A 23,519-nucleotide genomic window follows, 5' to 3' on the forward strand; every position below is an offset into this window, starting at 1 on the left:
GGCGCGGCAGGCACGGCAGACCCGGCCAGGAGGCCCGTCCCACGTGAGCAGATCAGCTCACGTCGGGCGGGCCTCCCGTCGTCAGTCCGTGCGCACCGAGAAGACGTCGCCCGGTTGGCAGCCGAGCACCTCGCACAGTCGGGTGAGGGTGGAGAACCGGATAGCGCGAGCCCGGTTGTTCTTGAGCACCGAGAGGTTGACAACGGTCACACCGACGCGGTCGGCGAGTTCGGTCAGTGTCATCCCCCGCGCGGCCAGCAGGTCGTCGAGGTGACAGACGACCGCGTGGCCGTCCTCCTGTTCCGGGGGCATCAGACCAGCCCGGCCTGGTCCCGCACCATCCGCTGCGAGGCGGTGAGCGCGAACCGGAAGCAGACGACGACGAGCAGGCCGAGGTACACGGGCAGGAACTGGTGGTCCACCACCGGTGTGGGCAGGTACCCGTCCCAGCCGAGGCCGGACACCACCCAGTTCCACCCCATGCGGCGGACGAACGACGGCAGGAACCCGGCGGCCAGCACCGCGCCGGCGAGCCAGTCGAGGATCCGGGTGGTCGAGCGGTCGAAGAGCCCGCCGCGCGAGATCTTCCAGGCCACCGCCGCGACCAGGGCGATGAGGGCGCTGACGAGCAGGACCTCCAGGGCGTCGCCGACGCGGATGTACCCGATCGCACCACCTGGCACGTCGGCGATCGGCGCCCGGAGCACGAGCTGGTCGGACGTCACCGTCGCACCACCCGGAGGCTGCGGGACGGCACTGGTCTCACGGATCCGGATCGGCACCGCCACCGTGCCCGAGGTGATCGAGTGGACGAGCAGGTCGACGTACCGCCACACGACGATCGCGATGCCGATCGCGCACGAGACGACGTAGGCCAGGTAGGAGTTCCGCCCGCGGGGCGGTTCGTAGACGGGTGTGGTCATGACTGTCTCCCTGTCGATCATCGATACCATCGAATTTCGATGCAACGATAAACGATATGGAGGACCTCGGCAAGCCCTACAGCAGACCGAAGGCCGCCTGCATGCCCAGGCTCGTCCCCGCCACCAGGACCCAGAGCGCGATGCCGAGCAGCATCGGTCGGAACCCGGCACGGCGGAGCGCGGCGAAGTCCGTCGAGCAGCCGATCGCGGCGAGCGCCACCGTGATGAGGAACGAGGCGGCCGTCGCGAACCCCGGTGCCACGGACGCGGGCAGGACCCCGACCGTCCGGAGCAGCACCACCACGAGGAACCCGATCAGGAACCACGGCACCAACCGGAACACCCGGAACCCGCGGCCCGGCCCCGAGGCGGGGGCGAGCTGCTCGCGGGAGGCGCGGCGGGCCTCCAGTCCGGCCAGCCCGATGACGATCGGGATGATCATCAGGGTGCGCACCAGCTTCACGACGACCGCGGTGTCGGTCGCCTGGCGGCCGTAGACCGTCGCCGTGGCGACGACGGACGACGTGTCGTTCACGGCGGTGCCCGCGAAGACGCCGAAGGCGTGCTGACTGAGGCCCAGGGCGTGCCCGAGCAGCGGGAAGGCGAAGACGGCCGCGATGTTGCAGAGGAAGATCGTGGACATCGCGTAGGCGACGTCCGCACTGACCGCGCCGATCACGGGTGTCACGGCGGCGATCGCCGAGGCACCGCAGATGCCGGTCCCGACGCCGATCAGGGTGCGGAGCGCGCCCGAGACCCGGAGCAGTCGGCCGATCCCCCACGCGGCCACCAGGCAGACGACGAGCGTCGCGAGCATCACCGGCAGGGTCTCACCGCCGATGCGCAGGACCTCACCGATGGACAGCTGCGCGCCGAGCAGGACCACCGCGAACTGCAGCACCCGGCTGGACGAGAACTTCACCCCGGGAGCCAGTGCGGCGAGTGAGCCACCGGTGCGACGCCGGACGAGCCACCCCACGACGGCACCGATCATGACGGCGGGGACGGGACCACCGACCACGGGGACGACACGGCCGACGAGAGTGGCGACGATGCCGATCGCCACGGCGAGGGCGACACCGGGGACGGCGGCACGGACGGACTGCATGGGAACAGCATGTCGCGCTCGCGGACGATCCGTGGCCGTGACGGGCAGGACGGCACGGTGGAGTACTGCGACTCCCGCGGCCAGCGCGCCGACTTCGGCGTATGGATCACCACGACCGGCAGTGACGACGTGGTCGTGCAGCCGCGATCTGCCCTCGGGCGGGGTGTCCCCCGTCATCTCGACGCGGCCGGTCTCGCCGTTCCAGGTGAAGGTCGCGGTGGTGCCGTCCGAGGCGTCCGCATTGGCCTCGTCCGCCTTGACGCATGGTCCCCGGGCTGTGCCCCTTTGGCCGCTACAAAAGTATGCCTATTCAAGCGCCGCGAGCCTGGCTCCCGCCCGCGTGCTGCGACACTGCTCCCATGCGGGGGATGCACCAGGACGCGATCGAGGTCGCGGACGACAGGATCGACGGACCACACGGGCCGGTCCCCATCAGGCGCTACCGACCGGCGGAGCAGAGCGGCGGCACGGGGTACCCGACCCTGGTCTGGGTGCACGGTGGCGGGTTCTTCCGGGGCGACCTCGAGCTGCCCGAGTCCGACGCCGTCGCACGGGCACTCGCCGAGCGCGGCCTGCCGGTCGTGACCGTCGACTACCGCCTCGGACCGCTGCCCGGACTGCCCTGGCTCGGCCGGGGCGGACCGCGAGGGCGACGACGGGCACCGCACGCGCGGGACGAGACCGTCGCCGTGCTCCGCCACCTGCACGACGAGGCACCGTCCGGCCTGCTGCTCGGCGGCGCGAGCGCCGGTGCGTGCCTGGCGGCGTCCGCGGTCGCGAGCGCCCCGCCGCTGGCCGGCCTCGTGCTGACCTACGGGTTCTTCCACGCCCGACTCCCCCGTGACCCGGCGGTGCGGCGACTCGTCCGAGGGCACCGGCGGCTCACGCACGCGCCGCTGCTGCTCGACCTGAGCAACCGGGCGTACGCGGGCGGCCGCCCCGCTGCGGTCTACCCGGCGTCCGACGACCTCGGCGGGTTTCCCCGCACCCTGGTGATCGACGCCGAGCGGGACGTCATGCGCGCCTCGGGCGAGCGCTTCGCGGACGAGCTCGAGACCGCGGGCATCGAAGTCGAACGACACGTCCTGCCGGACAGCCGTCACGCGTTCCTCAACAGACCCGGCACGAGGGACTTCGGCGACACGATCGAACGCATCGCGGAGTGGGCCGTCCGGACCCCCATCCGCTGAACGCTCGTCCGTCTGCGAACGGTGGACATCCGGGAACGGCACGCCCGCCGCGGACGTACTCTGGAAACGGAAGCAACGGCGGTTCCGAATCCCCTTCGCCACGCTCCCTGCCGTGGCGCCTCACCACCGTGACGAAGAGTTCCATCGTGACCGAACACCTCATCGAGTACGTCGCCCGCGACCGCACGGGCATCACCGCCGTCGTGACACCGACCGGTGTCATCGACGTGGACACTGTGATCCAGCACATCCGCGCCGGCCACGCGGGGTACTACGTGGCTGCCGACTCGTGGAAGCGCACGCCGGTCCGGAGCATGTCCTTCATCGGCGGGACCTACCTGTTCGCGAACTGGGACGGGTCGAAGCGGAACATGCTGCACGACCTGGCGTTCCGCTCGCCGACCCGCTCGATCGAGACCACTCACGAACCGGAGTCGCGGTTCTCGCGGTTCCTCGACGCATTGTTCGGCAAGCGCACACCGCAGCTCTGAACCACGCCACCCCTGCCCGTCACCGCGCCCGCGGAGCCGGGCACGTGCGGTGGAGGTGACCGTCCGGAGGCGCGGGATGCGTCGCGGGCGCGGGTCGCGCCTCCAGGCGGTCGCGTCGGTCAGCGGACCGACTTGACGGGCAGGATCACGAGGGCACCGAGGATGACGGCGACGCCGGCACCCCAGAGCATGAGCGTGTAGTTCTGGCCACCACCGATGCCGAGCAGGAACAGGCCGACGGCGGGAGCGAGCGACTGCGGCAGGGCGTTCGCGATGTTGATGACACCGAGGTCCTTGCCGGGGCGCTCCGGGTCGGGCAGCACGTCGACGATCAGCGCGGTGTCGATGGCGGCGTAGATGCCGAAGGCGAAGCCGAGGACGATCTCGGCGAAGTAGAACCCTCCGACGCTGTCGACGTGGGCCAGGATCACCAGGCCGACGGCGGTCATGGCCGTCGAACCCCAGACGAAGACCTTGCGACGCTGGATCCGGTCGGACACCCAGCCGGAGACGGCGGCACTGACGAGCAGGGCGATCGTGTAGAGGAGCACGCCGAACGCCACGACCCCGACCGCTTCGGCCTGCGGGAGTCCGATGCGGTCCTGCATGTAGAGGAGTCGGTACGTCGTGAACATGAACGTGCCGAAGGTGATGAGGAAGCGGCCCCACCAGGCGAGCCCGAAGTCGCGGTGCTTGATCGGGTTCGTCCAGAACGAGCTGATCAGGTTGATCCAGCTGAAGGGCTTGACCGGCGTCGTCGGCAGGTCGTCACGGGCGACGAACGAGTAGACGAGGACCGCGACGATCGCCAGGACGCCCGGTGCGATGAAGAGCAGCGGTAGGTTGCCGACCAGGTACACGGCCAGGTAGAGCCCGGCCAGGATCGCGATGTTCTGCGCCAGGGCGATGACGCTCGACGCCTTGCCGCGCTGGAACTCCGGCACGTTGTCGGCGAAGCTCGCCGTGAGCGTGGACAGGACGGCGTTGGCGGAGACCTGCGCCAGCACCCAGGCCAGGGTGAGCTGGAGCACGTCGGGCGAGAACGCGAGCCAGGCGAGGGAACCGACGAAGACGACGACACCGCCGACCATCCAGGGGCGACGACGACCCCACCGCGTCCGGGTGCGGTCGGAGAGCGCGCCGAACAGGGGGTTGGCGAACAGGGCGCCGAGCGCTCCGAACGGCAGGACCGAGCCGACGACGGTCTCGGGGCTCGTCGGGTTCAGCTCCGTCGCCTTGATCGACATGCTCACGAAGACGGGGGTGAGCAGGGCGACGAACAGACCGAACTGGGCGAAGCTGAGGCCCCAGAGGTACCCCCGACCCACCCGGACGGTGCTGACGGACTGCGTGATGCCCTCGACCGAGAACGCCCGGGACGCCGCGGCGTCCGTGGCGGTGGCTCCGGCGGCTGCGGTGACCGCTGGGGACGCGGTCCCGGCGATGCCCCGCGTGGGTTCTTCCTTCGACGTCGGTGTCGACATGACTCCTCCTTGAGTCACAGGGGGCTTCGGCGCCCGCTGAATCCCTAGTGCTGCTAGGTGATCGGGACTGTAGCACCGGAAACCTCGTGCCGGAAGGTTTTGTAGCGCATGTTTCGTCGGGTGCTGACGGACGTGGTGCTGACGCAGAACGACACCGCCGCTGTCGGAGGACAACGACGGTGTCGTTCTGCATCGACCCGCAGGCCGGAAGGAGCCGTTAGTGCTCGCCGTCCTCTTCCGGGTTGAAGTGCGAGTCGTCACCCGTGTGGCCCGCGGCCAGGCCGTCGGGGTTGTTCGGGATGGTGTTGTCGTCGCCGAGGCCGCCCGGCTTCTCGGTGCCCTCGGAGTCGTTCTTCGGGGCGTCGTGCGTGTTGTCACTGTCGGTCATGAGCTGCTCCAGTGCAGAGATCGATCCGGCAGCACTGCCGCCGGTGGTACTGAGGACTCGGACAGTACGTGGCGCACCTCGGAAACCGCCGTCCGGTCGGAGGCAGCGGGTGACAGGGACCAGGGCGATCGGTAGATTGTTCAACAACCCGCGAGGACAGGGAGCACCCGTGACCACGATCGACCTGAACAGCGACCTGGGCGAGGGCTTCGGCGCCTGGGCCATGGGCGACGACGCCGCGATGCTCGACGTCGTCTCGAGCGCCAACGTCGCGTGCGGGTTCCACGCCGGCGACCCGACGATCATGCTCGCCACCGCCCGCGCCGCCGCCGAGCGCGGGGTGGCGGTCGGCGCACACCTGGCCTACCGCGACCTGATCGGGTTCGGCCGCCGCCCCGTGCACGTCACGCCCGACGAGCTGTACGCCGACGTCGTGCACCAGCTCGGCGCGATGGCCGCCACGGCGCACGTCGCCGGCACGGCCGTCACCTACGTCAAGCCGCACGGCGCCCTGTACAACACCGCCTGCGCTGACCCGGTGCAGGCCGAGGCCGTCGTCCGAGCCGTGGCCGACGTCGACCCGTCCCTCGCCGTGCTCGCGCTGCCCGGGTCGGAGCTGCTGCTGGCGGCCGAGCGCCACGGGCTCCGCGCGGTGAGCGAGTCCTTCGCCGACCGCGCCTACGAACCCGACGGTTCACTGGTGTCACGGAAGCAGCCGGGGTCGGTGCTGCACGACCCGGACGAGGTCGCAGCGCGGGTGCTCCGCATGGTCACCGACGGCGTCGCGACCGCCGTCGACGGGTCCGAGATCGCCGTGCGTGCCGACTCGGTCTGCGTGCACGGCGACTCCCCCGACGCGGTCGCGATGGCCCGAGCCATCCGAGCGCTGCTGACCGAGCACGGCGTGACGATCGCTCCCTTCGCACCGTCCCCGCCGCTCGCACCGTGACGGGTCCCGAGGTCCGCTCCGCGGGCGGCAGCGCACTCCTGGCCACGTTCGAGTCCCTCGCCGACGTCGTCGCCTTCCGCGCCGGGCTCGCGCAGGCCGCCCTGCCGGGGCTGACCGAGATCGTCTCCGGCGCCCGGACACTGCTGCTCCGGTTCGACCCGACCACGACGGACGCCGGGCGGCTCCGCTCCGAGCTCACGCAGGTCAGCCCGGTCAGCGCAGCGCTCGAAGCGCACGACGCCGAACCGCTCGTCATCCCCGTCACGTACGACGGCGAGGACCTCGACACCGTCACCGAGCTGACCGGCATGCGGCGGGACGAGCTCGTGGCATGGCACACCGGGCAGCTCTGGACGAGTGCGTTCTGCGGCTTCGCGCCCGGCTTCAGCTACCTCACCGGCAGTGCTCGACCGCTCGACCTGCCCCGCCGCAGCACCGCCCGCACGGCCGTCCCGAGCGGGGCCGTCGCGGTGGCCGGCGAGTTCAGCGCCGTCTACCCGAGGACCTCCCCCGGTGGCTGGCAGCTCATCGGCCGCACCGATGTGCCGATGTGGTCGCTCGACCGCACACCCCCGGCGCTCGCGCCCGCCGGCACGCTCGTCCGCTTCGTCGTGGCGGGTGCGGGATGAGCGCGCTGACCGTCGTGCAGGTCGGCTACGGCGCGACCACGCAGGACCTCGGGCGCCCGGGCTTCAGCGACATGGGCCTCGGCGCCGCCGGGGCAGCCGACCGCGGCTCCGCGGCGCTCGCCAACCGGCTGGTCGGCAACCGTCCGGACGCGGCCGTCCTGGAGGCCCTGCTCGGCTCCGTCACGCTCCGTGCCGACGCGTACGTGGTCGCGGCCACCACCGGCGCGGCCTGCCCCGTCGAGGTCGAGCGGGCGGACGGGTCGGTCCGGGGTGCGGCCTCGCACGAGGTGCTGCTCCTGGCCCCGGGCGACACGCTCCGGATCGGCACCGCGACCGTGGGCCTGCGCGCCTACGTCGCGGTCCTCGGGGGCTTCGCGGTCGACCCGGTGCTCGGCAGTCGCTCGTGGGACTCCCTCGCGCGCCTCGGTCCGCCGCCGCTGTCGGCCGGTGACGTCCTGCCCGTCGGTGACGCCCGGGTGTCGTGGCCGATCGTCGACGCGGTGCCGCAGCCCGAGCCGCGGTGGCCCGACGAGCCGGTCGTGCTCGACGTGGTGCCCGGACCGCGCGACGACTGGTTCACCCCGGAGTGGCGTGCGACCCTGACCGGTCAGGATTTCTCCGTCAGCGCGGACAGCGACCGCGTGGGGGTCCGCACCACGGCCGAGACGCCGCTCGTCCGCTCCGTGGCACGCGAGCTGCCGAGCGAGGGCGTCGAGACCGGTTCACTGCAGGTGCCGCCCGAGGGCTTCCCCGTGCTGTTCCTCGCCGACCACCCGGTGACCGGCGGGTACCCGGTCGTCGCGGTCCTGACGCCGGCGTCGATCGACCTCGCTGCACAGCTCCGTCCGGGTGATCCGCTCCGGTTCCGGATCGTCGACTGACCGACCCGGAACAAGCGCAGGGGGTCAGGGGTTGGCTTGGACACCGCTGACGAAAGGTTCCCCATGTCGATGACCGTCCTGCTCGAGGTCCAGTTCCAGAGCGATGCCGCCTCCGACGCACTCCAGGGTGCGATCCGCGAGACGCTCGAACAGACGGCGTCGTTCCACGGCCTGGATTCGCTCGAGGTCCTGGTCGACGACGAGGACCCGGCGCGCATGGTCGTCGTCGAGTCGTGGACGACCGCCGAGGACCACGACACCTACGTGGCCTGGCGCGCGACGCCGGAGGGCGCTCCGGCGATGGCACCGTTCCTCGCCGCGACACCGGTCACCCGCACCTTCGCGCGGACCCTCCCGCTCGACTGAGGCGACGCCGACGCCGACGCCGACGCCGCTGCACGACGGCGGCGCGATGGCTCAGATCGCGTCGTCGTCGGTGTCGAGCGGCACCGGTCGGTCGTCGTCGGGGAGCAGTTCGTCGTCCGCGTCGTCGACCACCGGCAGGTCGTCGGGGTCGAGCACGGTCGGCTCCGGTTCGTAGTCGGTCTCCTGCGCCTCGCGGAAGTCGTCGAGGGTCTCGTCGTCCTTCGGATCGCTCATGGCCCCGAAGGTACCTCCGGATCCTCGTTGTGTCCGGAGAGGACCGACCTTCCGACGAACGATCAGCGGGCGGCGTGCTCCCGGGCCTCCATGGCGTCCCACGCGAAGCTCGCCAGCCAGTGGGTGGAGTAGTACTCCTCGCCCACGCTCGCCGCGAGCCCGGAGGCCAGCAGCCGATCGGCCGCGTCGTCGAGCAGGTCGGCGATCCCGGTGTCGTCCGGGGCCCCGGCGCGGAGTGCGTCCGCGATGCGCCGGGCCGAGCCCGCCCGCGACAGGTCGAGCCCGAACAGGTGCACCTGCTGCGGGTCGTTCTCGTCACGGACCACCGTCGACCGCAGGATCGCGTCGCCCGGCTGCACCGCGGCGAAGAAGCCGCGCGCCCACGTGGCGAACTCCGTGGCGGGCAGCACCGCACGCATCAGGTCGGCTTCGGCGAGGCCCGCGGACAGGAAGTCGTGCCCGCTCCGCTCCCAGGCGAACGGCCACCCGGCGTCCGCGCCGAACCAGTCCTTCGCAGCCCCCTCGACCGCAGCCGCCAGGGCCGGACGGTCGAGCGACCGGGCGGCCTCGAGCACGAGCAGCAACCCGAACGCCGAGTTCGAGTGCACGCCGTGCCGGACCGGGTGCGCGGCGCCGTCGATCCACCGGACGACCAGGTCTTCGAGGACGTCGACGACGGGCGCGAACCCCGGTGCCAGCGCCCGGACGGCGGGTGCCTCGGACGCTGACACCTCGGCGGCGAGCCGTGCGAGCCAGGCCCAGCCGTAGGGGCGCTCGTAGTGCGGCGTCTCACGCAGGTAGGCCGCCTCGGTCGCGAGGTGATCCGTCGTGAGGTGCGCCTGCAGGATCGAGGTGAGACGGGCCTCCAGGTCGGTCGGCAGGCCGTGCGCGACCAGGCGCGCCGCGAGCCAGTGCATGTGCACCGACGAGTGCCAGTCGTACGACGTGGCGAAGGCGGGGTGGAGCTCGACGGGCAGGGCTCGGTCGTCCGGTCCGGACGTCGCGTGGTGCGCGGCGTAGGGGTACTCGCGGGTCGTGTTGTCCGCGGCGACGGCCGCGAAGCGGTCGGCCCAGGCGGCCCGGGTCAGGTCGATCGGGGCGGCATCAGAATGCGACAAGGTACATGACTCCCATGTTGACGACGAGCAGGATGGCGGCGGTGGGGATCTGCGCCTTGATCGGGCCGTACTTGTCCCGCATCTCGAGCAGGGCGGCCGGCACCAGGTTGAAGTTCGCCGCCATCGGGGTGACGAGCGTGCCGCAGAAGCCGGCGAGCATGCCGATCGCGAAGATCGCGGCGGGGTTGCCGTCGAAGCCCTGCACCAGGACGGGCCAGCCGATCGCGGCCGTCATGATCGGGAAGGCGGCGAAGGCGTTGCCCATGATGATCGTGAACAGGGCCATGCCCAGGCAGTAGATGACCACGGCGGCGAGCAGCGAGCCGTCGGGCAGCACCGACTTGATGATCGTGCCGACGGCGTCACCGACCCCCGCCTGGGTGAAGACGATGCCGAGCGTCGAGAGCATCTGCGGCAGCAGCGCCGCCCAGCCGATCGCCTGCAGCAGGCGACCGCCCTCGCGGATCGGAGTGGCGATCTTCGGCGGGCGCAGGACGAACACGGCCACGACCACGGCGAGCACCGAACCGATGCCCAGGCCGGTCAGGGTCGCGCTGCCCTCGGCGAGCAGCGGTTGGCCGCCGAACGAGACGAGCGGGCCGAGCGTCGCGACCAGCACGGCGACCACCGGCACCACGAGGGCCGGGATGAAGAGCCGGTTGCCGTACTTCGTCGCGAACGCGGCGCGCTCGTCCGGGCTGGTGGTGGCCAGCACGCTGCCGCTGCCGCTTCCGGCGTTCGTGATCTTCTGCGTCACCCCGGTGGGCTCGGCGGGGCCGGTCTCGGCACCCGTGCCCGCGCCGGGGATGCTCGCGACCCGGGTGCGGCTCGTCGTGCCCGTGAAGCCGAGTCCGGCGAGCGCGACCATGACGAGGACGGCGATCCCGAGCGTCCAGGCCGGCACGGTGCCGGCGGCGACGAAGGTGCCGTAGAAGAACGACAGGCCCAGGATGCCCCAGAACGCCGCGTTGCCCAGGCGCTTCGCGTGCGCGGTGTCGGTGACGATCAGGACGGCGACGGTGATGAAGAACGCGCCGATGAGCCAGTAGAGCCATTCGCTGGTGATCACGCTGCTGCCCCCAGGGTCGGGGCGTCGGCACGGGCGTCCGCCGCCATCTTGTCGAGTCGGCGGTCGAACAGCAGCAGGCGTCCGCCGTGCACGATGAGCGCCGCGATGCCCGTCGGGATCGCCCACAGGGCCAGGTCGATCGGTTCGAGCGACAGCCCGTAGGTCGAGTCGACGAACGTCGTGATGAGCAGGATCGAACCGACCGCGACGAAGACGTCCTCGCCGAAGAACACGCCGACGGTGTCGGACGAGGCCGAGTAGCCCTTGATCTTCTCGCGCATCCGGTCGTCGATCCGCCCGTACTTCTTGGTCGCCGCACCCTCGGCCATCGGGTACACCAGCGGGCGCACGGTCTGCGCCGGGCCACCGATGCTGGTCAGGCCGACCGCCGCGGTGACCTGGCGGATCACCAGGTAGCCCGCGAGCAGACGACCCGTCGTGAGCTTGTCGAGCTTCGCGATCAGACGCTTCGCCTGGTCCTGCAGGCCGTAGCGCTCGATCAGGCCGATGACGGGCAGGACGAGCGCGAAGGTCGTGACGGAACGACTCGAGGCGAACCCGTTGCCGAACGCGTCGAGGATGCCGACGGGACCGATCCCGCCGATGGCCGCGGTCACGATGCCCGCGACCGTGACGACGAGGAGCGCGTTGATGCGCAGCGCGAAGCCGACGATGACGACGGCGACGCCGATGAGGACGAACATGCGGGACAGTCTGGACCGCATTGTTCAACAATCGCAAGAGCCGGCTCCGCTCTGTAACACGCCCTTCACAAACGCCACCCGTGCCAGGATCGGTGCCATGACCCGAACCGTCGGCGGCGCTGACTCCACGGCCACGCGGTTGCGCACGATGATCGCGTCGGGTGGGTTCTCCCCCGGGGCGCAGCTGTCCGAGGAACGGTTGAGCGACCAGCTCGGGGTGTCACGGAACACCCTGCGCGAGGCCTTCCGACTGCTCGCCCGCGACCGCCTTGTCGAGCACGTGTTCAACCGCGGGGTGTTCGTCCGACGACTCTCCGCTGCCGACGTCGCCGATCTCTACGCGGCTCGGCGGGTGCTCGAGGAGGCGGCCGTCCGTGCCTGCACCCCCGACGCACCGGCACTCGCCGAGGCCGCCGCAGCGGTCGCCGACGCCCGGGCAGCAGCGTCCGCGGGCGAGTGGGGTGCGGTCGGCACCGCCGACATCCGCTTCCACGCCGAGCTCGTGCGCGCGGTGCCGAGCGAGCGGATCCACGCCCTGATGGACGGGCTGCTCGCCGAGATGCGGCTCGCCTTCCTGACCACCGCGGACCCGGCGTCGTTCCACGCCGACTTCGTCGAACGCAACGGCGCGATCGTGTCCGCGTTGCGCGGTGGCGACCAGGACGCCGCCTCGGCGCTGCTCGCCGACTACCTCGACGATGCGGAGCGGACGCTGCGGGTCGCCGCCGGCGCAGCCGACTGAGGGACGGCCAGGAGGCCCGGCGCGGCTCCGTCCCGCACGCTCGGTCCGAGCACGCTCACGCTGGTCCCTGTTGTCCCCTCGGTCAGGACTTCCCGCCGACCAGCGCCGCGACCGCGTCGACCACCACCTGGCGACGTCGCGGCGGCGTCACGGCCTGCACCAGCGGCTCGTACTCCGGAGCGGTCGCGCTCCAGAACGCGGCGGTGTGCAGGACGAGTCCGAGCAGCACCGCCGGCCGGAACGCCCGCGGCAGGACCCCGGCACGCTGGGCGTGCTCGACCTCGGCCACCGCGTCGGCGTAGCTCGTCGCGACGGATTCGAGCGGGACGTCGGCGCGCTCGAGCCGGTGCCACGTCGCGAGCCGCTGTGCCCAGGGGCGACGGACGTACGAGTCGTGCACCCGGCCGGCCCAGGCGGCGAGGTCGGCGGTGTCGAGCGGTGCCTCGGCGAACGTCTCGGTCACGGTGTCGGCGACGAGGGCGTCGAAGAGCCCCTCCTTGCTGCCGAAGTAGTGGAAGACCTGTGCCTTGTTGCTCGACGCTGCGGCACCGATCCGTTCGACCCTGCCGGCGGCCAGTCCGACCGCGGCGAACTCGTCCCGCGCGGCGAGCAGGAGCCGGGCGCGCATCGCGTCGGCGGCTGGGGGCGTGAATCGGGCCATGGCCACCACCGTACCGATCGATGACCGCGTTCGTAACATTTCAAAACTTTGCACATCACCGGGTGAAACGTTGCTAGCGTGCTGCCCGTACAGCGTGCCGGTCGACCAGGACCGGCACGTACGGATCGCGAAGGAGCAATCATGTATCAGCGCAAGCGGCGGAGCTGGGCAGCGTCGACAGGAGTCGTAGCCTGCGTCACGGCAGCAGCTGTCCTCGGCACATCCGTGCCCGCGACGGCTGCGGTGGCCCCGGCATCGACGCCGGTCTCCGCGTCGAGCAGCGCACCGACCCACGGCCCGACAACCACTCGCAGCGCGGCCGCGACCGGTGCCCCCGCTTGGGCGCGGCCCCTCTCCAACACCGCAGCACCGGCGGGGTCATCCGATCGTGTCGGCGAGACCGAGCGGAGCTGGATATCGCTCATCCGCACTGCGATCAATGCGTTGAAGAAGGTCCCCGCGCTGTGGAAGAAGCTTTCGGACGGTGTCAAGAAGTCGTTCGCAACCTTCCAGCGCACTGCGTGGCCCGCGATCAAGGCTGCCGTAGGGACGGTCAGCACGCTCATCACGGCCTGGGACATCTGGAAGTACTTCAACTGACCCAGCTTCGAAGGGGTGGTGGCTGCACCACCCCTTCGAAGCCCCAACGTAAGGAGGGGTTGTGGCTGCAAGGAAATCTCGTTTACGACCACTGCTCAGCGCTGGACTCGCAGCGATGGCCGTCCTGCTCGGGGCCACCTGTGTCGTCCTCGTTGCCGCCGGGTGGCCGCTCTCGGTGGCGGCCGGAGCGGCCGGCCTCAGCGCAGCGGGCTTTGCTGGCATCGTCGAACCGAGGAGCAAGGTGGCACCAGCCGCCTTCTTGGTCTGCGTCGGAGCGATCGGGGCAGCACTTCTGCTCGATCAGCTGATGTCGTGACCGATCCGATCGAACTCCGTCGGGTCGGTAAGACCTACGGCAAACGCATCGCGCTCGATGACGTCTCCTTCTCCTGTCCCGAGGGGACGATCACAGCGTTCTGTGGGCCGAACGGCGCCGGCAAGTCCACCGCCTTGAAGATCCTCACCGGAATCACCCGAGCCGATGTCGGAGCCGCGTTCGTGAACGGGCAGGAACTTCAACAGCTCTCCGATCCGGCCCGCTTCCTCGGTTGCCTGCTGGACGCGTCAGCCTTCCACCCAGGTCGATCCGTCCGCGAGACTCTTCGGCTCACAGCTTTCACGATCGGCGAGCCCTTCCAAAGGGTCGATCAGTGTCTCGAGATGGTTGGCCTGTCAGAGGTTGCCGCCCGACGAGTCGGGAAACTCTCCCTTGGCATGCGTCAGCGACTCGGTTTGGCGCACGCACTACTCGGGCACCCACGTGCCCTCGTGCTGGACGAACCGTCCAACGGCCTGGATCCCGAAGGAATGCGTTGGCTCGACAACCTGCTGCTCCACTTCGCGGAGCAGGGAGGAACAGTCCTCGTCTCCACTCATCAACTCGCGGCAGTGGAACGGACCGCCGACCGCCTGGTGGTGATCTCCCGCGGACGGATCGTGGATGAAACCCGACTCGATGATCTTCGGACACAAGCCGGACGCACCTTCGTCGTCGCTGAAGATCTTCCGCGCTTTGAGGAGGCACTCCGACGCGTCGGCAGCCATCCCTTCCCCACGGGAGCAGGCTTGCTCGTGGACCTTGCACCAGAGGAGGTCGGTCGTGCTGCGCGGGATGCACGAATCGCGCTCCTCGAGCTCAGGAGCGAGAACATCCGGCTCGACGCGTACCTGGCATCCCTCACCGCCACGGAGTACGAGGGGAGGATGGTGTGATCCGTTTGGTGCTCGTCGAGATGCGACGCGCTCTCGACACACGCGGTCCCCGATGGGCATTCGCAGTCGCAGCTGTCAGCGGAGTGGTGCTGTCCTTCCTTATCGGGTGGGAAACGAAGACGTTCGTCGCTTTCGTGGCGGGACTCAGCGTGGCTCTTCCCCTGCTCATGGGTCTCCTGGCTGTCATGGCGTTCACGGCCGAATGGACCACGCGTGCGGCGTTGACGACGTTCTCGATCACGCCACGACGCCAGCGGATCCTCGGCGCCCGCTACGTCGCGGTCTTGATCCTCGGCGTCTCGACGCTCGTCGTCATCCATCTCCTCGCTGCCGTGGTCTTCGCCGTCACACGGCCCACCTCAGCCGCTTCTGTCTTCGACATCGCGGTACTCCGGCAGTTCTGGGAGATGCTCGCGACGACGATCGCCGCGACGCTCACCGCGACGGCTGTGGCGGGCCTGGTGCTACGAACAGCGCCCGCACTCGTCATCGCTGTGTTCGGTCCGTTGTTCCTCACGATCGGCCTCGCGTTCACACCAGCCCTCCTCAACTGGCTGAATCCATACGCCTTCGCGTCGTGGCTCGCGGCGCCTGGTCTTGACTGGACGATCGCCTCGGAAACCCGCGTCGGCGTCGGCCCCGCAATGACGTCGTTCGTCGTTTGGACCGCGATTCCACTCGCGCTCGGGTGGTTCCGACAGCTCCGCGCAGAACCGCGGTGATGCATCTCTCGGCGGCCCACACCGGGCCAACACCCAGGAAAAGAGACTGAAAGAAGTGAGGATCAAGCGTTTGATCAACTCGCTCGGCGGCGTCACGAAGGCAGTCCGGATCATGTGGGGCGCGTCCTTCAGCTGGGAGAAGATCCGGGCCCTCGGCGGGGCTGCGGCTGCGCTGGGGGCTGAGCTCCTCGGCATCGCGGCAGTGAAGCGAGGGTGCTTCCGATGAGGCGCCGGGCGCCGGCCTTCATCGTGCTCTTCGGGATCGTGTCGACGGTCGGCGCCTGGCTCTCGCTCGATCTGCTCTACGCGTGTTTGGCAGCGCTCGCGACGATCACCTACGCCGCCTTCGCTTCGAGCATCGTCGGGAGTACGCCGATCCCCCCGGGGTCAGCACCAGACCCGGCACAGGTGCGGAGCTGGCGTGAGACCCATCCGGACTCGACGGTGAGCGAAGCGATCGATGCCGTCACCAAGCGTGAGCACATCGACTCGGCGACCCGTGGGGACATCGACTCCGGGTGAACCGCCCAGCGCCGCTGACTCCGACCTCGCTGACCGCCCACGCACGACTGGCGACGGTTCCGTGTGCGCAGCAGTCGGATCCACGCGCGAGCATCGTGACGACGCACGATTCCACCGGAGATGGGCAACTTTGCGTCCCCCGAACTTCCCTAGGCTCGAGACGATCCGGTAACGCGCACCACTCGTCCGCAGATCCGCGGCCGACCCCGATGACGGGAGGTTCGACATGTCCCAGTTCGTCCAGAAGATCTCGCAGGACGCCATCGTCGGAGAGCCCGAGGTCGTCGAGGACCACCTGTCGGTGCGCGAGATCGCCGCCCACCCCGCCTGGCTCCGGCTCAAGCGTGCAGTCGTCGGCCTGCAGGCCCTGCAGACGCGGGACGGCTCCGTCCCCGAACCGTCCGACCATGCCGCTGCCGCCGGTCACGTCGCGGTGATCGTGCCGGCCGTCGCCGAGCTGGCGCCGCACTTCCCGCACGACGCCGCGTTCCTGCAGGTGCTGCAGCACGACTTCGCTCGCTGGCAGGAGCAGGGCTTCGGGGTCCCCGACTTCCTCGACTCCCTCACCGCGTTCCAGCCGCAGCAGCACCGCGTCGACGGGCTCGGGCACCTGGTCGTGTTCCCGATGGTCACGCAGAACGGCAGCACCTCGCGGTTCGTCGAGGCGGTCCTGGTCGAGGTCATCTGGCCGGAGTTCATCGCCGAGCTCGAGGCCGGCGACCACGGCAACGCGTTGTTCGTCGCGCTGCGGTTCGTCGACTTCACCCCGGGGTACGACACGAACTCGGCGGTGCTGTTCCCCGAGACCGTCGCGATGCGCACGATCCCCGCCTTCACGTGGGGCGCGATCTTCCAGGACCGCGAGGCCGCCCGCTACCGCCGGGTCGTCCGTGCCGCCGCCGACGTCACCAAGCTCGAGCTGCCGGCCGAGGCTGCTGCCATGCTCGACGACCAGCAGCTGACCGAGCGGGTCTTCGTGATGTGGGACATCATCCACGACCGCTCGCACATGCGCGGGGACCTGCCCTTCGACCCGTTCATGATCAAGCAGCGGATGCCGTTCTTCCTCTACTCGCTCGAGGAGCTCCGCTGCGACCTGACCGCGTTCCGCGAGTCCGTGCGTCTGGAACGCGAGCTGTCCGCCGGACCCGACACGGGCCTCCAGGATGCGCAGCGCGCCATCCGCGACCACGCGCGCCTGGTGCAGTACGCGGTCGTCTTCGACCGCATCTTCCGCTTCGCGATCACCGGCAGCCGCGTCCGCAACTACGACGGACTCGGCGGCCAGCTGCTGTTCGCCTGGATGCACCAGCACGGCGTCCTGCACTGGACGGACACGCAGTTGACGATCGACTGGCCAGAGGTGCCGGACGTGATCATCGCCCTGAGTGACGAGATCAACGAGCTCTACCGACGCTCGATCGACCGGCCGAAGTCGGCGCACTGGCTCGCCGCGTACGAGATGCTGACCCGCACGCTCACGCCGCACCCGGCGTCGAAGTGGGCGCGTGGCCTGCCCGACGAGACGCTCGCCGGACCGCCGCGCGGTTACACCGACGCGGTGCTCGACGACGAGTTCCCGCTGTCGATGTTCTACGAGGCCCTCGACAAGAAGATGGCGACCGTCATCGCGTCCACGGCCGGCATCACCGGCACCACGGACGCCGAGCTCGTCGGCGAGGCCGCCGCGTGACCGACGCCTCGGTGGCCGGTCGCCTGGTACTGATCGCCGGTGCGACCAGTGCCAGCGGCGCGGCCGTCGCGCGCGCACTCACCGCCGCCGGTGCGGCCGTCGTCGCGGTCGGCACCAGACCCGACGCCCTGGAGGCCCTGCGTGCGTCCGTCCCGGGCGTCACGACCCGCACGTGCGACCTGTCGGACCTCGGTGCGGTCACCGCGTTGGCCGACGACGTCCACGCGGACGCCGGCCGCGTCGACGGACTGGTCCACCTGGTCGGCGGGTGGCGCGGCGGTGGCAGCATCGTCGGTCAGTCCGACGCGGACTGGGACTTCTTCGACCGTGCCTTCCGGACCCTGCGGAACACGACCCGGGTCTTCCACGACGACCTGGTGGCGTCCCCTGCCGGACGGCTCGCGTTCGTGTCGTCCACCGCGGTCGACTCCCCCACCGCCGGCGCCGCGAACTACGCGGCGGCGAAGGCCGCGTCCGACGCCTGGGTCCGTGCCGTCGCGCAGGGGTTCCGGAAGGAGGCGCCGGAGACCGCGGCGGCCGCCGTGTTCGTCGTCGGCGCGCTGTCCGGCCTCGAAGCGCAGCTCGGCGCCGAGGTCGTCCGGCTCTGGGACACCCCACCGGCCGACGTCAACGGGGCCCGCATCCCGCTCACGGCGCCCGATCCCTCGAACCTAGGATGAACGAGTGACCCTCCGACTGCACGACCTGGACCTGCGGGGCTTCGCCTCGGACAACTACGCCGGCGTCCACCCCGAGATCCTCTCCGCCATCGCCGCGGCCAACGACGGCCACCAGATCGCCTACGGCGAGGACGTCTACACGGCACGTCTCAACGAGGTGATCCGGGACCACTTCGGGTCGCAGGCCGAGGCGTTCCCGGTGTTCAACGGCACCGGCGCGAACGTCGTCGGCCTGCAGTCGATGCTGCCGCGGTGGGGAGCGGTCGTGTGCACCGCGACCGCGCACATCCACACCGACGAAGCCGGAGCGCCCGAGCGCGTCGCCGGCATCAAGCTGCTGCCGGTCGAGGCACCCGACGGCAAGCTCACCCCCGAACTCATCGACCGCGAGGCCTGGGGCTGGGGCGACGAGCACCGCGCCCAGCCGCTCGTCGTGTCGATCACGCAGACCACCGAACTCGGCACCGCCTACACGGTGGACGAGGTGCGGACGATCGCCGACCACGTCCACTCGCTCGGCATGAAGCTGCACATGGACGGCGCCCGAATCTCCAACGCTGCAGCATCCCTCGGGGTGCCCCTGCGCGACTTCACCACCGACGCCGGTGTCGACGTGCTGAGCTTCGGCGGCACGAAGAACGGCATGCTCTACGGCGAGGCGATCGTCGTGCTGAACCCCTCGGCGTCGGAGGGGTTGCACTACCTGCGCAAGATGAACATGCAGCTCTCGTCGAAGATGCGGTTCGTCTCCGCGCAGCTCATCGCCCTGCTCAGCGACGACCTGTACCTACGCTCCGCCGGGCACGCCAACGCCATGGCCGCCCGACTGCGCGGTGCACTCGAGGCCGGCATCGCCGACGGCAGCATCCGGGGTGTCGGCTTCAGCCAGCAGACCCAGGCGAACGGCGTCTTCGCGACCCTGCCCGCCGGGGTGGCCGAGCGGCTGCGGAAGCACTTCCGGTTCTACGACTGGGACGCCAGCCGCAACGAGGTGCGGTGGATGTGCGCGTACGACACCTCGGAGCAGGACATCGACGACTTCGTCGCTGCTCTGACGCGGGAGCTCGACGCCGCCTGAGCCGCCCGGCCCGGTGCCGGCCCGGCGCGCGCCGGACCGGCACCGTCCGCCGGCTCATCCGAACGGGATGACCCGCACCACGATCGCCACCACGAGCATCGCCATGGCCACCACGGCGGCCCGCCACAGCACCTTCTTGTGGTGGTCGCCGAGGTTCACGTTCGCCAGCGACACCAGCAGCAGGATCGCGGGGACGAGCGGGCTCTGCATGTGCACCGGCTGCCCGACCACCGAGGCCCGCGCCATCTCGGCCGGCGTGATCCCGTACGCCGCGGCGCTCTCGGACAGCACCGGCAGGATCCCGAAGTAGAACGCGTCGTTGCTCATGAAGAACGTCAGCGGCATGCTCAGCACACCGGTGATGCCCGCCAGGTACGGGCCCATCGAGTCCGGGATCACCGCGACGAGCCAGTCGGCCATCGCCGCGACCATCCCGGTTCCGTCGAGCACCCCGATCAGCACCCCGGCGGCGAACACCATCGACACGACACCGACGATGCTCGGGGCGTGCGCGACGATCTGCGCGGTCTGCTGCTTGAGTTGCGGGAAGTTCACGAGCAGGGCGATCGCCGTGCCGATCATGAACACGAAGTGCAGCGGCAGGAGCCCCAGCACGAGCGCCACCATCACGGCGACGGTCAACGCCAGGTTGAACCAGATGCGCTTCGGCCGCAGCGTCGGACGGTTCGGGTCGAGCATCGTCTCGGCCATGGTGCCGGTGCCCGTGCTCTCGTCCCCCGACCCGACGGCGTCCACGCCATCGCCGTCCGCACGCCGACCGTCGGCCTTGCCGCCGCGCAGTCCGAGCGCCACCGTGGGGCTGGTGAACATCCCGCCGCCGGTCCCGCCGACCGCCGCGAGCACCCGTGACCCCGCTCGGGCGTTCGCCCGCTCCGGCACCCGTGCGCCTCGCGTGGCCTCGGTGAACTCGATCAGCCCGAGGCGCTTGCGCTCCCGCAGGCCCATCGTCCACGCGAACGTGAAGCACAGCAGCAGCCCCACCACGAGCGACGGCACGAGGGGCACGAAGATGTCCGTCGGGTCGATCTTCAGCGCGGCGGCGGCACGGGCGGTGGGACCGCCCCACGGCACGATGTTGAGCGTGCCGTTCGTCAGCCCGGCCACACACGTCATCACGACCGGGCTCATGCCGAGCTTCAGGTAGATCGGCAGCATCGCCGCCGTGACCACGATGAACGTCGTCGAGCCGTCTCCGTCGAGCGACACTGCGCCGGCCAGCAGGGCCGTCCCGAGCACGATCTTCGCCGGGTCGTTGCCGGTCACCCGCAGGATGAACCTGACGAGCGGGTCGAACAGGCCGACGTCGATCATCAGCCCGAAGTACATGATCGCGAACATCAGGAGCGCGGCCGTCGGTGCCAGCGTGCCGATCGCCTCGGTCACCATGTCGCCGAGTCCCAGACCCGCCCCCGCGAACAGTCCGAACACGGTCGGCACGATGATCAGCGCGAGCATGGGCGACATGCGCTTGGTCATGATCAGGACCATGAAGGTCAGGACCATCGCGTACCCGAGGATGACGAGCATCTGGACTCCTTCGTCCGTGTCTGGCAGTCCGGGCACGCTACGACCCGGCCTGGAGGCGCGGCGCGCTTCTGCACATTGGCGCACCATCGCGCGTTGACCGCTTTCTGCGCATTGTGCGCAGGCACGTCCGCTCGCCCTCCGTACGCTGGGGTCGTGACCGACGACCGTTCACGGCGCCCCAGGCTCCGCTTCGCCACCGAGGTGCTCGTGCTGCAGCTCGCCGTGGTCGTCGCCGTCGTCGCCCTGACCAGCGCCGTGTTCGTCCGGATCGAGGTCACCCGGCTCGAGCGCGCTGCCGAGGGGACCGCCCTCGCGATCGCACAGAGCGTCGCCGCGCAGTCCGACGTCCGGGCCGCGGTCGCCCGGCTGAGCGTCGACGGCACCGACCTCGACCCCGCGGTCCTCGCCGACGGACCCGTCCAGCGTGCGGCCGTCGCGGCCCAGCGCCGGACCGGGGCACTCTTCGTCGTGGTCACCGACGACCGGGGCATCCGGTTGGCCCACCCCGACGTCGACCGGATCGGCGAGATGGTGAGCACCTCCCCCGACGCCGCACTCGCCGGTCGCGAGACCGTGTCCTGGGCGCGCGGCACGCTCGGTGAGTCGGCGCGGGCGAAGGTGCCCGTCTCCGCGCCCGCAGCCGGCGGGGCGGAGGCGAGCCGGGCCTCCCGGCAGTCCCCCGTCGTCGGCGAGGTGAGCGTCGGGTTCAACCGGGCACGCGTCTACGACACCCTGGTCGAGGACAGCATGCCGGTGATCGGTGCCGGGCTGGCGGCGGTCCTGCTCGCGGTGATCGCCTCGGTGCTGATCCGGCGGCGGCTGGTGCGGCTGACGCTCGGGCTGCAACCGGAGGAGCTCGTGACGCTCGTGCAGAACCAGCAGGCCGTGCTCGGCGGCGTCGGTGAAGGCGTCATCGCGATCGGCCCGTCAGGAGTCGTCACCGTCTGCAACCCCGAAGCCGTGCGACTGCTCGGACTGACCGACCCGGTCGGTCGACCCGTGACGTCGCTCGACCTGCCCGCACCGCTCGGGTCGATGCTCGCCGCGTCCCCCGCGGCTCCGGCCGCTTCGGCGAGCGCCACGATCGTCGCCGGGCACCGGGTGCTGCTCGTCGACGTCCGCACCGTGTTCCGGGACGGACGCGACCTGGGCCGGGTCGCGGTCCTGCGCGACCGCACCGACGTCGAGGCCCTGACCCGGCGGCTCGACGCCGTCGGGTCGATGAGCACGGCGCTCCGCGCGCAGCGCCACGAGTTCGCGAACCGGCTGCACGCGATCTCGGGCCTGCTCGACATCGGCCAGACCGCGCGAGCGCGGGCGTACCTGGCGGACGTGCAGGAGCGCGGGCCGCTGCGCTACCCGGTGCAGCACGCCGACCGGTTGACCGAGCCGTACCTGCAGGCGTTCCTCGGGGCGAAGGGCGTCGAGGCCGCCGAGCGCGGGGTGCTGCTGCGGATCGGGGCTGAGACACTCGTGCAGGGGACGATCACCGAACCGGGCGACGTGACGACCGTGCTCGGCAACCTGGTGGACAACGCGGTGTCGGCGGCCCTCGGCGGGGACGGGAGCACCCGGGACCGCGGATCCCCGTGGGTGGAGGTCGAGGTGCTCGACGACGGCACGACCCTGCACCTGTCGGTGATGGACTCCGGGCCGGGGGTACCGGCCGACGCCGCGGACTCGTTGTTCGTCCGCGGGACGGCGGCTGCTCCTGCGTCGGAGGACGTCTCGCAGGTGCACGGGCTCGGGATCGGACTGCCGTTGTCGCGGGAGATCGCCCGGCGGCACGGCGGTGACGTGTGGCTCGCCTCCCCCGGCGGTGACGACCACGGCGCGGTCTTCTGCGCCCGACTGGAAGGAGTGGTGTCGTGAGTTCCGTCTTCACCGTGCTGGTGGTCGACGACGACTTCCACGTCGCCGACCTGCACCGGCGGCAGGTCGACGAGGTACCGGGGTTCCGGGCACTCGAACCCGTCGGGACCCTCGCAGCCGCCCGCGCCGCGCTGTCGAGCGGGACCGTGGACCTGGTGCTCGTCGACGTGTACCTGCCCGACGGCAGCGGCCTCGACCTGCTGCGGTCGATCGACACCGACGCCTTCGTGCTGAGCGCCGCCTCGGACTCCGGCACCGTGCGTCGGGCGATGCGCACCGGGGCGCTCGCCTACCTGATCAAACCATTCACGGCCGGGGTGCTGGCCGAGCGGCTGCAGGCGTACGCACGGTCGCGGAACGTGCTCGACGAGCGGTCGACCCTCGACCAGGAGGCCGTCGAGCGGGCGTTCCGGATCCTGCACGCCGGCGACAGCGGCGGAGCGTCGCCGTCCCGGGCGGCCACCGCGGCGCTGGTGCTCGAGCAGCTCGTCGCTGGTGAGGAACGATCCGCCGCCGAGGTGGCTGCGGCGATCGGGGTCTCACGAGCGACGGCGCAACGGTACCTGGCGCAGCTCACGGCGGACGGGACCGTGGCGATGCAGTTGCGGTACGGGGCTGCGGGACGGCCGGAGCACCGGTACGTGCGGCGGTAGTG

General features: G+C 70.7%; 29 protein-coding genes. 17 read left to right on the forward strand and 12 right to left on the reverse strand.

The features are described from left to right. Window positions 1-81: 81 nt before the first annotated feature. From DEJ35_RS05185 to DEJ35_RS05195, 3 genes are all read right to left on the reverse strand, one after another. Complete coding sequence (locus DEJ35_RS05185) at window positions 82-312, reverse strand: helix-turn-helix transcriptional regulator (RefSeq protein ID WP_017886849.1); 231 nt, start codon at window positions 310-312, stop codon at window positions 82-84. Continuing rightward, window positions 312-923, reverse strand: coding sequence for a hypothetical protein (locus DEJ35_RS05190; protein WP_111192182.1), 612 nt, complete (start codon window positions 921-923; stop codon window positions 312-314). The genes DEJ35_RS05185 and DEJ35_RS05190 overlap by 1 nt, the downstream gene beginning before the upstream one ends. A gap of 76 nt (window positions 924-999) precedes the next feature. After that, the gene (locus DEJ35_RS05195) at window positions 1,000-2,031 is read right to left on the reverse strand and encodes a YeiH family protein (protein ID WP_111192183.1); all 1,032 of its coding nucleotides are present in this window, start codon (window positions 2,029-2,031) and stop codon (window positions 1,000-1,002) included. Between the two features lie 359 nt (window positions 2,032-2,390). On the opposite strand from DEJ35_RS05195, the gene DEJ35_RS05200 reads away from it, so the two are divergent. After that, window positions 2,391-3,221 (forward strand): alpha/beta hydrolase, encoded by an 831-nt coding sequence (locus DEJ35_RS05200; RefSeq protein ID WP_181435513.1) that lies wholly within the window; start codon window positions 2,391-2,393, stop codon window positions 3,219-3,221. A gap of 146 nt (window positions 3,222-3,367) precedes the next feature. Continuing rightward, window positions 3,368-3,712: a hypothetical protein gene (locus DEJ35_RS05205; protein ID WP_110860961.1), complete on the forward strand. Its 345-nt coding sequence runs from the start codon at window positions 3,368-3,370 to the stop codon at window positions 3,710-3,712. A gap of 119 nt (window positions 3,713-3,831) precedes the next feature. Here the strand turns inward: DEJ35_RS05205 and DEJ35_RS05210 are convergent, their stop codons facing one another. Next, window positions 3,832-5,196 carry an MFS transporter gene (locus DEJ35_RS05210; protein WP_110860963.1) on the reverse strand — a complete coding sequence of 455 codons (1,365 nt, stop codon included), beginning with the start codon at window positions 5,194-5,196 and terminating at the stop codon, window positions 3,832-3,834. Window positions 5,197-5,413: 217 nt separating this feature from the next. Continuing rightward, window positions 5,414-5,584 (reverse strand): hypothetical protein, encoded by a 171-nt coding sequence (locus tag DEJ35_RS17210; RefSeq protein WP_164941189.1) that lies wholly within the window; start codon window positions 5,582-5,584, stop codon window positions 5,414-5,416. A gap of 169 nt (window positions 5,585-5,753) precedes the next feature. On the opposite strand from DEJ35_RS17210, the gene DEJ35_RS05215 reads away from it, so the two are divergent. The 4 genes from DEJ35_RS05215 (at window position 5,754) to DEJ35_RS05230 (ending at window position 8,409) form a co-directional block, all read left to right on the forward strand. After that, window positions 5,754-6,533 (forward strand): LamB/YcsF family protein, encoded by a 780-nt coding sequence (locus DEJ35_RS05215; protein WP_111192185.1) that lies wholly within the window; start codon window positions 5,754-5,756, stop codon window positions 6,531-6,533. Beyond that, window positions 6,530-7,162, forward strand: a complete 633-nt coding sequence (locus DEJ35_RS05220) for an allophanate hydrolase subunit 1 (RefSeq protein ID WP_111192186.1) — start codon at window positions 6,530-6,532, stop codon at window positions 7,160-7,162. The genes DEJ35_RS05215 and DEJ35_RS05220 overlap by 4 nt, the downstream gene beginning before the upstream one ends. Further along, window positions 7,159-8,043, forward strand: a complete 885-nt coding sequence (locus DEJ35_RS05225; protein ID WP_111192187.1) for a biotin-dependent carboxyltransferase family protein — start codon at window positions 7,159-7,161, stop codon at window positions 8,041-8,043. The genes DEJ35_RS05220 and DEJ35_RS05225 overlap by 4 nt, the downstream gene beginning before the upstream one ends. Window positions 8,044-8,106: 63 nt before the next feature. Continuing rightward, window positions 8,107-8,409: a putative quinol monooxygenase gene (locus DEJ35_RS05230; RefSeq protein WP_111192188.1), complete on the forward strand. Its 303-nt coding sequence runs from the start codon at window positions 8,107-8,109 to the stop codon at window positions 8,407-8,409. 51 nt (window positions 8,410-8,460) lie between these two features. Here DEJ35_RS05230 and DEJ35_RS05235 read toward each other — a convergent pair whose 3' ends face one another. From DEJ35_RS05235 to DEJ35_RS05250, 4 genes are all read right to left on the reverse strand, one after another. Beyond that, window positions 8,461-8,643, reverse strand: coding sequence for a hypothetical protein (locus DEJ35_RS05235; protein WP_110860976.1), 183 nt, complete (start codon window positions 8,641-8,643; stop codon window positions 8,461-8,463). Between the two features lie 62 nt (window positions 8,644-8,705). Continuing rightward, a complete protein-coding gene (locus tag DEJ35_RS05240) occupies window positions 8,706-9,761 on the reverse strand; it encodes a DUF2891 domain-containing protein (protein WP_258369891.1) in 1,056 nt (351 codons plus the stop codon). Further along, window positions 9,748-10,830, reverse strand: coding sequence for a DUF979 domain-containing protein (locus tag DEJ35_RS05245; RefSeq protein ID WP_111192189.1), 1,083 nt, complete (start codon window positions 10,828-10,830; stop codon window positions 9,748-9,750). The genes DEJ35_RS05240 and DEJ35_RS05245 overlap by 14 nt, the downstream gene beginning before the upstream one ends. After that, window positions 10,827-11,534, reverse strand: a complete 708-nt coding sequence (locus tag DEJ35_RS05250; RefSeq protein ID WP_027465970.1) for a DUF969 domain-containing protein — start codon at window positions 11,532-11,534, stop codon at window positions 10,827-10,829. Before DEJ35_RS05250 ends, DEJ35_RS05245 begins: the two co-directional genes overlap by 4 nt. A gap of 97 nt (window positions 11,535-11,631) precedes the next feature. Here DEJ35_RS05250 and DEJ35_RS05255 point away from each other — a divergent pair, with 97 nt between their 5' ends. After that, on the forward strand, window positions 11,632-12,276 hold the full coding sequence (locus tag DEJ35_RS05255) for a GntR family transcriptional regulator (RefSeq protein ID WP_111192190.1): 645 nt from the start codon (window positions 11,632-11,634) through the stop codon (window positions 12,274-12,276). 82 nt (window positions 12,277-12,358) lie between these two features. Here the strand turns inward: DEJ35_RS05255 and DEJ35_RS05260 are convergent, their stop codons facing one another. Then, window positions 12,359-12,937, reverse strand: a complete 579-nt coding sequence (locus tag DEJ35_RS05260; protein WP_181435514.1) for a TetR family transcriptional regulator — start codon at window positions 12,935-12,937, stop codon at window positions 12,359-12,361. 146 nt (window positions 12,938-13,083) lie between these two features. Beyond that, the gene (locus tag DEJ35_RS05265) at window positions 13,084-13,533 is read right to left on the reverse strand and encodes a hypothetical protein (RefSeq protein ID WP_111192192.1); all 450 of its coding nucleotides are present in this window, start codon (window positions 13,531-13,533) and stop codon (window positions 13,084-13,086) included. Between the two features lie 119 nt (window positions 13,534-13,652). Here DEJ35_RS05265 and DEJ35_RS05270 point away from each other — a divergent pair, with 119 nt between their 5' ends. From DEJ35_RS05270 to DEJ35_RS05300, 8 genes are all read left to right on the forward strand, one after another. After that, window positions 13,653-13,853, forward strand: coding sequence for a hypothetical protein (locus DEJ35_RS05270; RefSeq protein WP_110860986.1), 201 nt, complete (start codon window positions 13,653-13,655; stop codon window positions 13,851-13,853). After that, window positions 13,850-14,749, forward strand: a complete 900-nt coding sequence (locus DEJ35_RS05275; protein WP_258369892.1) for an ATP-binding cassette domain-containing protein — start codon at window positions 13,850-13,852, stop codon at window positions 14,747-14,749. The genes DEJ35_RS05270 and DEJ35_RS05275 overlap by 4 nt, the downstream gene beginning before the upstream one ends. A gap of 8 nt (window positions 14,750-14,757) precedes the next feature. Continuing rightward, on the forward strand, window positions 14,758-15,471 hold the full coding sequence (locus DEJ35_RS05280; protein WP_146238549.1) for a hypothetical protein: 714 nt from the start codon (window positions 14,758-14,760) through the stop codon (window positions 15,469-15,471). Window positions 15,472-15,526: 55 nt separating this feature from the next. Then, entirely contained in the window at window positions 15,527-15,697 is a 171-nt protein-coding gene (locus tag DEJ35_RS17215; RefSeq protein WP_181435515.1) for a hypothetical protein, read from the forward strand. Continuing rightward, window positions 15,694-15,993: a hypothetical protein gene (locus tag DEJ35_RS05285; protein ID WP_111192193.1), complete on the forward strand. Its 300-nt coding sequence runs from the start codon at window positions 15,694-15,696 to the stop codon at window positions 15,991-15,993. The genes DEJ35_RS17215 and DEJ35_RS05285 overlap by 4 nt, the downstream gene beginning before the upstream one ends. 226 nt (window positions 15,994-16,219) lie before the next feature. Next, a complete protein-coding gene (locus tag DEJ35_RS05290; RefSeq protein WP_111192194.1) occupies window positions 16,220-17,686 on the forward strand; it encodes a DUF6421 family protein in 1,467 nt (488 codons plus the stop codon). Further along, window positions 17,683-18,366, forward strand: a complete 684-nt coding sequence (locus DEJ35_RS05295) for an SDR family NAD(P)-dependent oxidoreductase (protein ID WP_110860993.1) — start codon at window positions 17,683-17,685, stop codon at window positions 18,364-18,366. Before DEJ35_RS05290 ends, DEJ35_RS05295 begins: the two co-directional genes overlap by 4 nt. A gap of 4 nt (window positions 18,367-18,370) precedes the next feature. Beyond that, window positions 18,371-19,444, forward strand: a complete 1,074-nt coding sequence (locus tag DEJ35_RS05300) for a low specificity L-threonine aldolase (RefSeq protein WP_110860996.1) — start codon at window positions 18,371-18,373, stop codon at window positions 19,442-19,444. Between the two features lie 54 nt (window positions 19,445-19,498). Here the strand turns inward: DEJ35_RS05300 and DEJ35_RS05305 are convergent, their stop codons facing one another. Further along, complete coding sequence (locus DEJ35_RS05305) at window positions 19,499-20,992, reverse strand: CitMHS family transporter (protein WP_110860998.1); 1,494 nt, start codon at window positions 20,990-20,992, stop codon at window positions 19,499-19,501. Window positions 20,993-21,145: 153 nt separating this feature from the next. Between DEJ35_RS05305 and DEJ35_RS05310 the strand changes: the two genes are divergently transcribed. Then, entirely contained in the window at window positions 21,146-22,864 is a 1,719-nt protein-coding gene (locus DEJ35_RS05310; protein ID WP_111192195.1) for a sensor histidine kinase, read from the forward strand. Beyond that, window positions 22,861-23,517, forward strand: coding sequence for a response regulator (locus tag DEJ35_RS05315; protein ID WP_111192196.1), 657 nt, complete (start codon window positions 22,861-22,863; stop codon window positions 23,515-23,517). The genes DEJ35_RS05310 and DEJ35_RS05315 overlap by 4 nt, the downstream gene beginning before the upstream one ends. The last annotated feature ends 2 nt before the right edge of the window (window positions 23,518-23,519 follow it).

The sequence above is a fragment of the Curtobacterium sp. MCPF17_051 genome (assembly GCF_003234595.1).
Taxonomy (GTDB): domain Bacteria; phylum Actinomycetota; class Actinomycetes; order Actinomycetales; family Microbacteriaceae; genus Curtobacterium; species Curtobacterium flaccumfaciens.

Coding starts and splice junctions, on each gene's coding strand:
- DEJ35_RS05185 (WP_017886849.1), bottom strand. CDS start 312: ATGCCCCCGGAACAGGAGGACGGCCACGCGGTCGTCTGTCACCTCGAC.
- DEJ35_RS05190 (WP_111192182.1), bottom strand. CDS start 923: ATGACCACACCCGTCTACGAACCGCCCCGCGGGCGGAACTCCTACCTG.
- DEJ35_RS05195 (WP_111192183.1), bottom strand. CDS start 2,031: ATGCAGTCCGTCCGTGCCGCCGTCCCCGGTGTCGCCCTCGCCGTGGCG.
- DEJ35_RS05200 (WP_181435513.1), top strand. CDS start 2,391: ATGCGGGGGATGCACCAGGACGCGATCGAGGTCGCGGACGACAGGATC.
- DEJ35_RS05210 (WP_110860963.1), bottom strand. CDS start 5,196: ATGTCGACACCGACGTCGAAGGAAGAACCCACGCGGGGCATCGCCGGG.
- DEJ35_RS17210 (WP_164941189.1), bottom strand. CDS start 5,584: ATGACCGACAGTGACAACACGCACGACGCCCCGAAGAACGACTCCGAG.
- DEJ35_RS05225 (WP_111192187.1), top strand. CDS start 7,159: ATGAGCGCGCTGACCGTCGTGCAGGTCGGCTACGGCGCGACCACGCAG.
- DEJ35_RS05230 (WP_111192188.1), top strand. CDS start 8,107: ATGTCGATGACCGTCCTGCTCGAGGTCCAGTTCCAGAGCGATGCCGCC.
- DEJ35_RS05235 (WP_110860976.1), bottom strand. CDS start 8,643: ATGAGCGATCCGAAGGACGACGAGACCCTCGACGACTTCCGCGAGGCG.
- DEJ35_RS05250 (WP_027465970.1), bottom strand. CDS start 11,534: ATGTTCGTCCTCATCGGCGTCGCCGTCGTCATCGTCGGCTTCGCGCTG.
- DEJ35_RS05255 (WP_111192190.1), top strand. CDS start 11,632: ATGACCCGAACCGTCGGCGGCGCTGACTCCACGGCCACGCGGTTGCGC.
- DEJ35_RS05260 (WP_181435514.1), bottom strand. CDS start 12,937: ATGGCCCGATTCACGCCCCCAGCCGCCGACGCGATGCGCGCCCGGCTC.
- DEJ35_RS05270 (WP_110860986.1), top strand. CDS start 13,653: ATGGCCGTCCTGCTCGGGGCCACCTGTGTCGTCCTCGTTGCCGCCGGG.
- DEJ35_RS05285 (WP_111192193.1), top strand. CDS start 15,694: ATGAGGCGCCGGGCGCCGGCCTTCATCGTGCTCTTCGGGATCGTGTCG.
- DEJ35_RS05290 (WP_111192194.1), top strand. CDS start 16,220: ATGTCCCAGTTCGTCCAGAAGATCTCGCAGGACGCCATCGTCGGAGAG.
- DEJ35_RS05305 (WP_110860998.1), bottom strand. CDS start 20,992: ATGCTCGTCATCCTCGGGTACGCGATGGTCCTGACCTTCATGGTCCTG.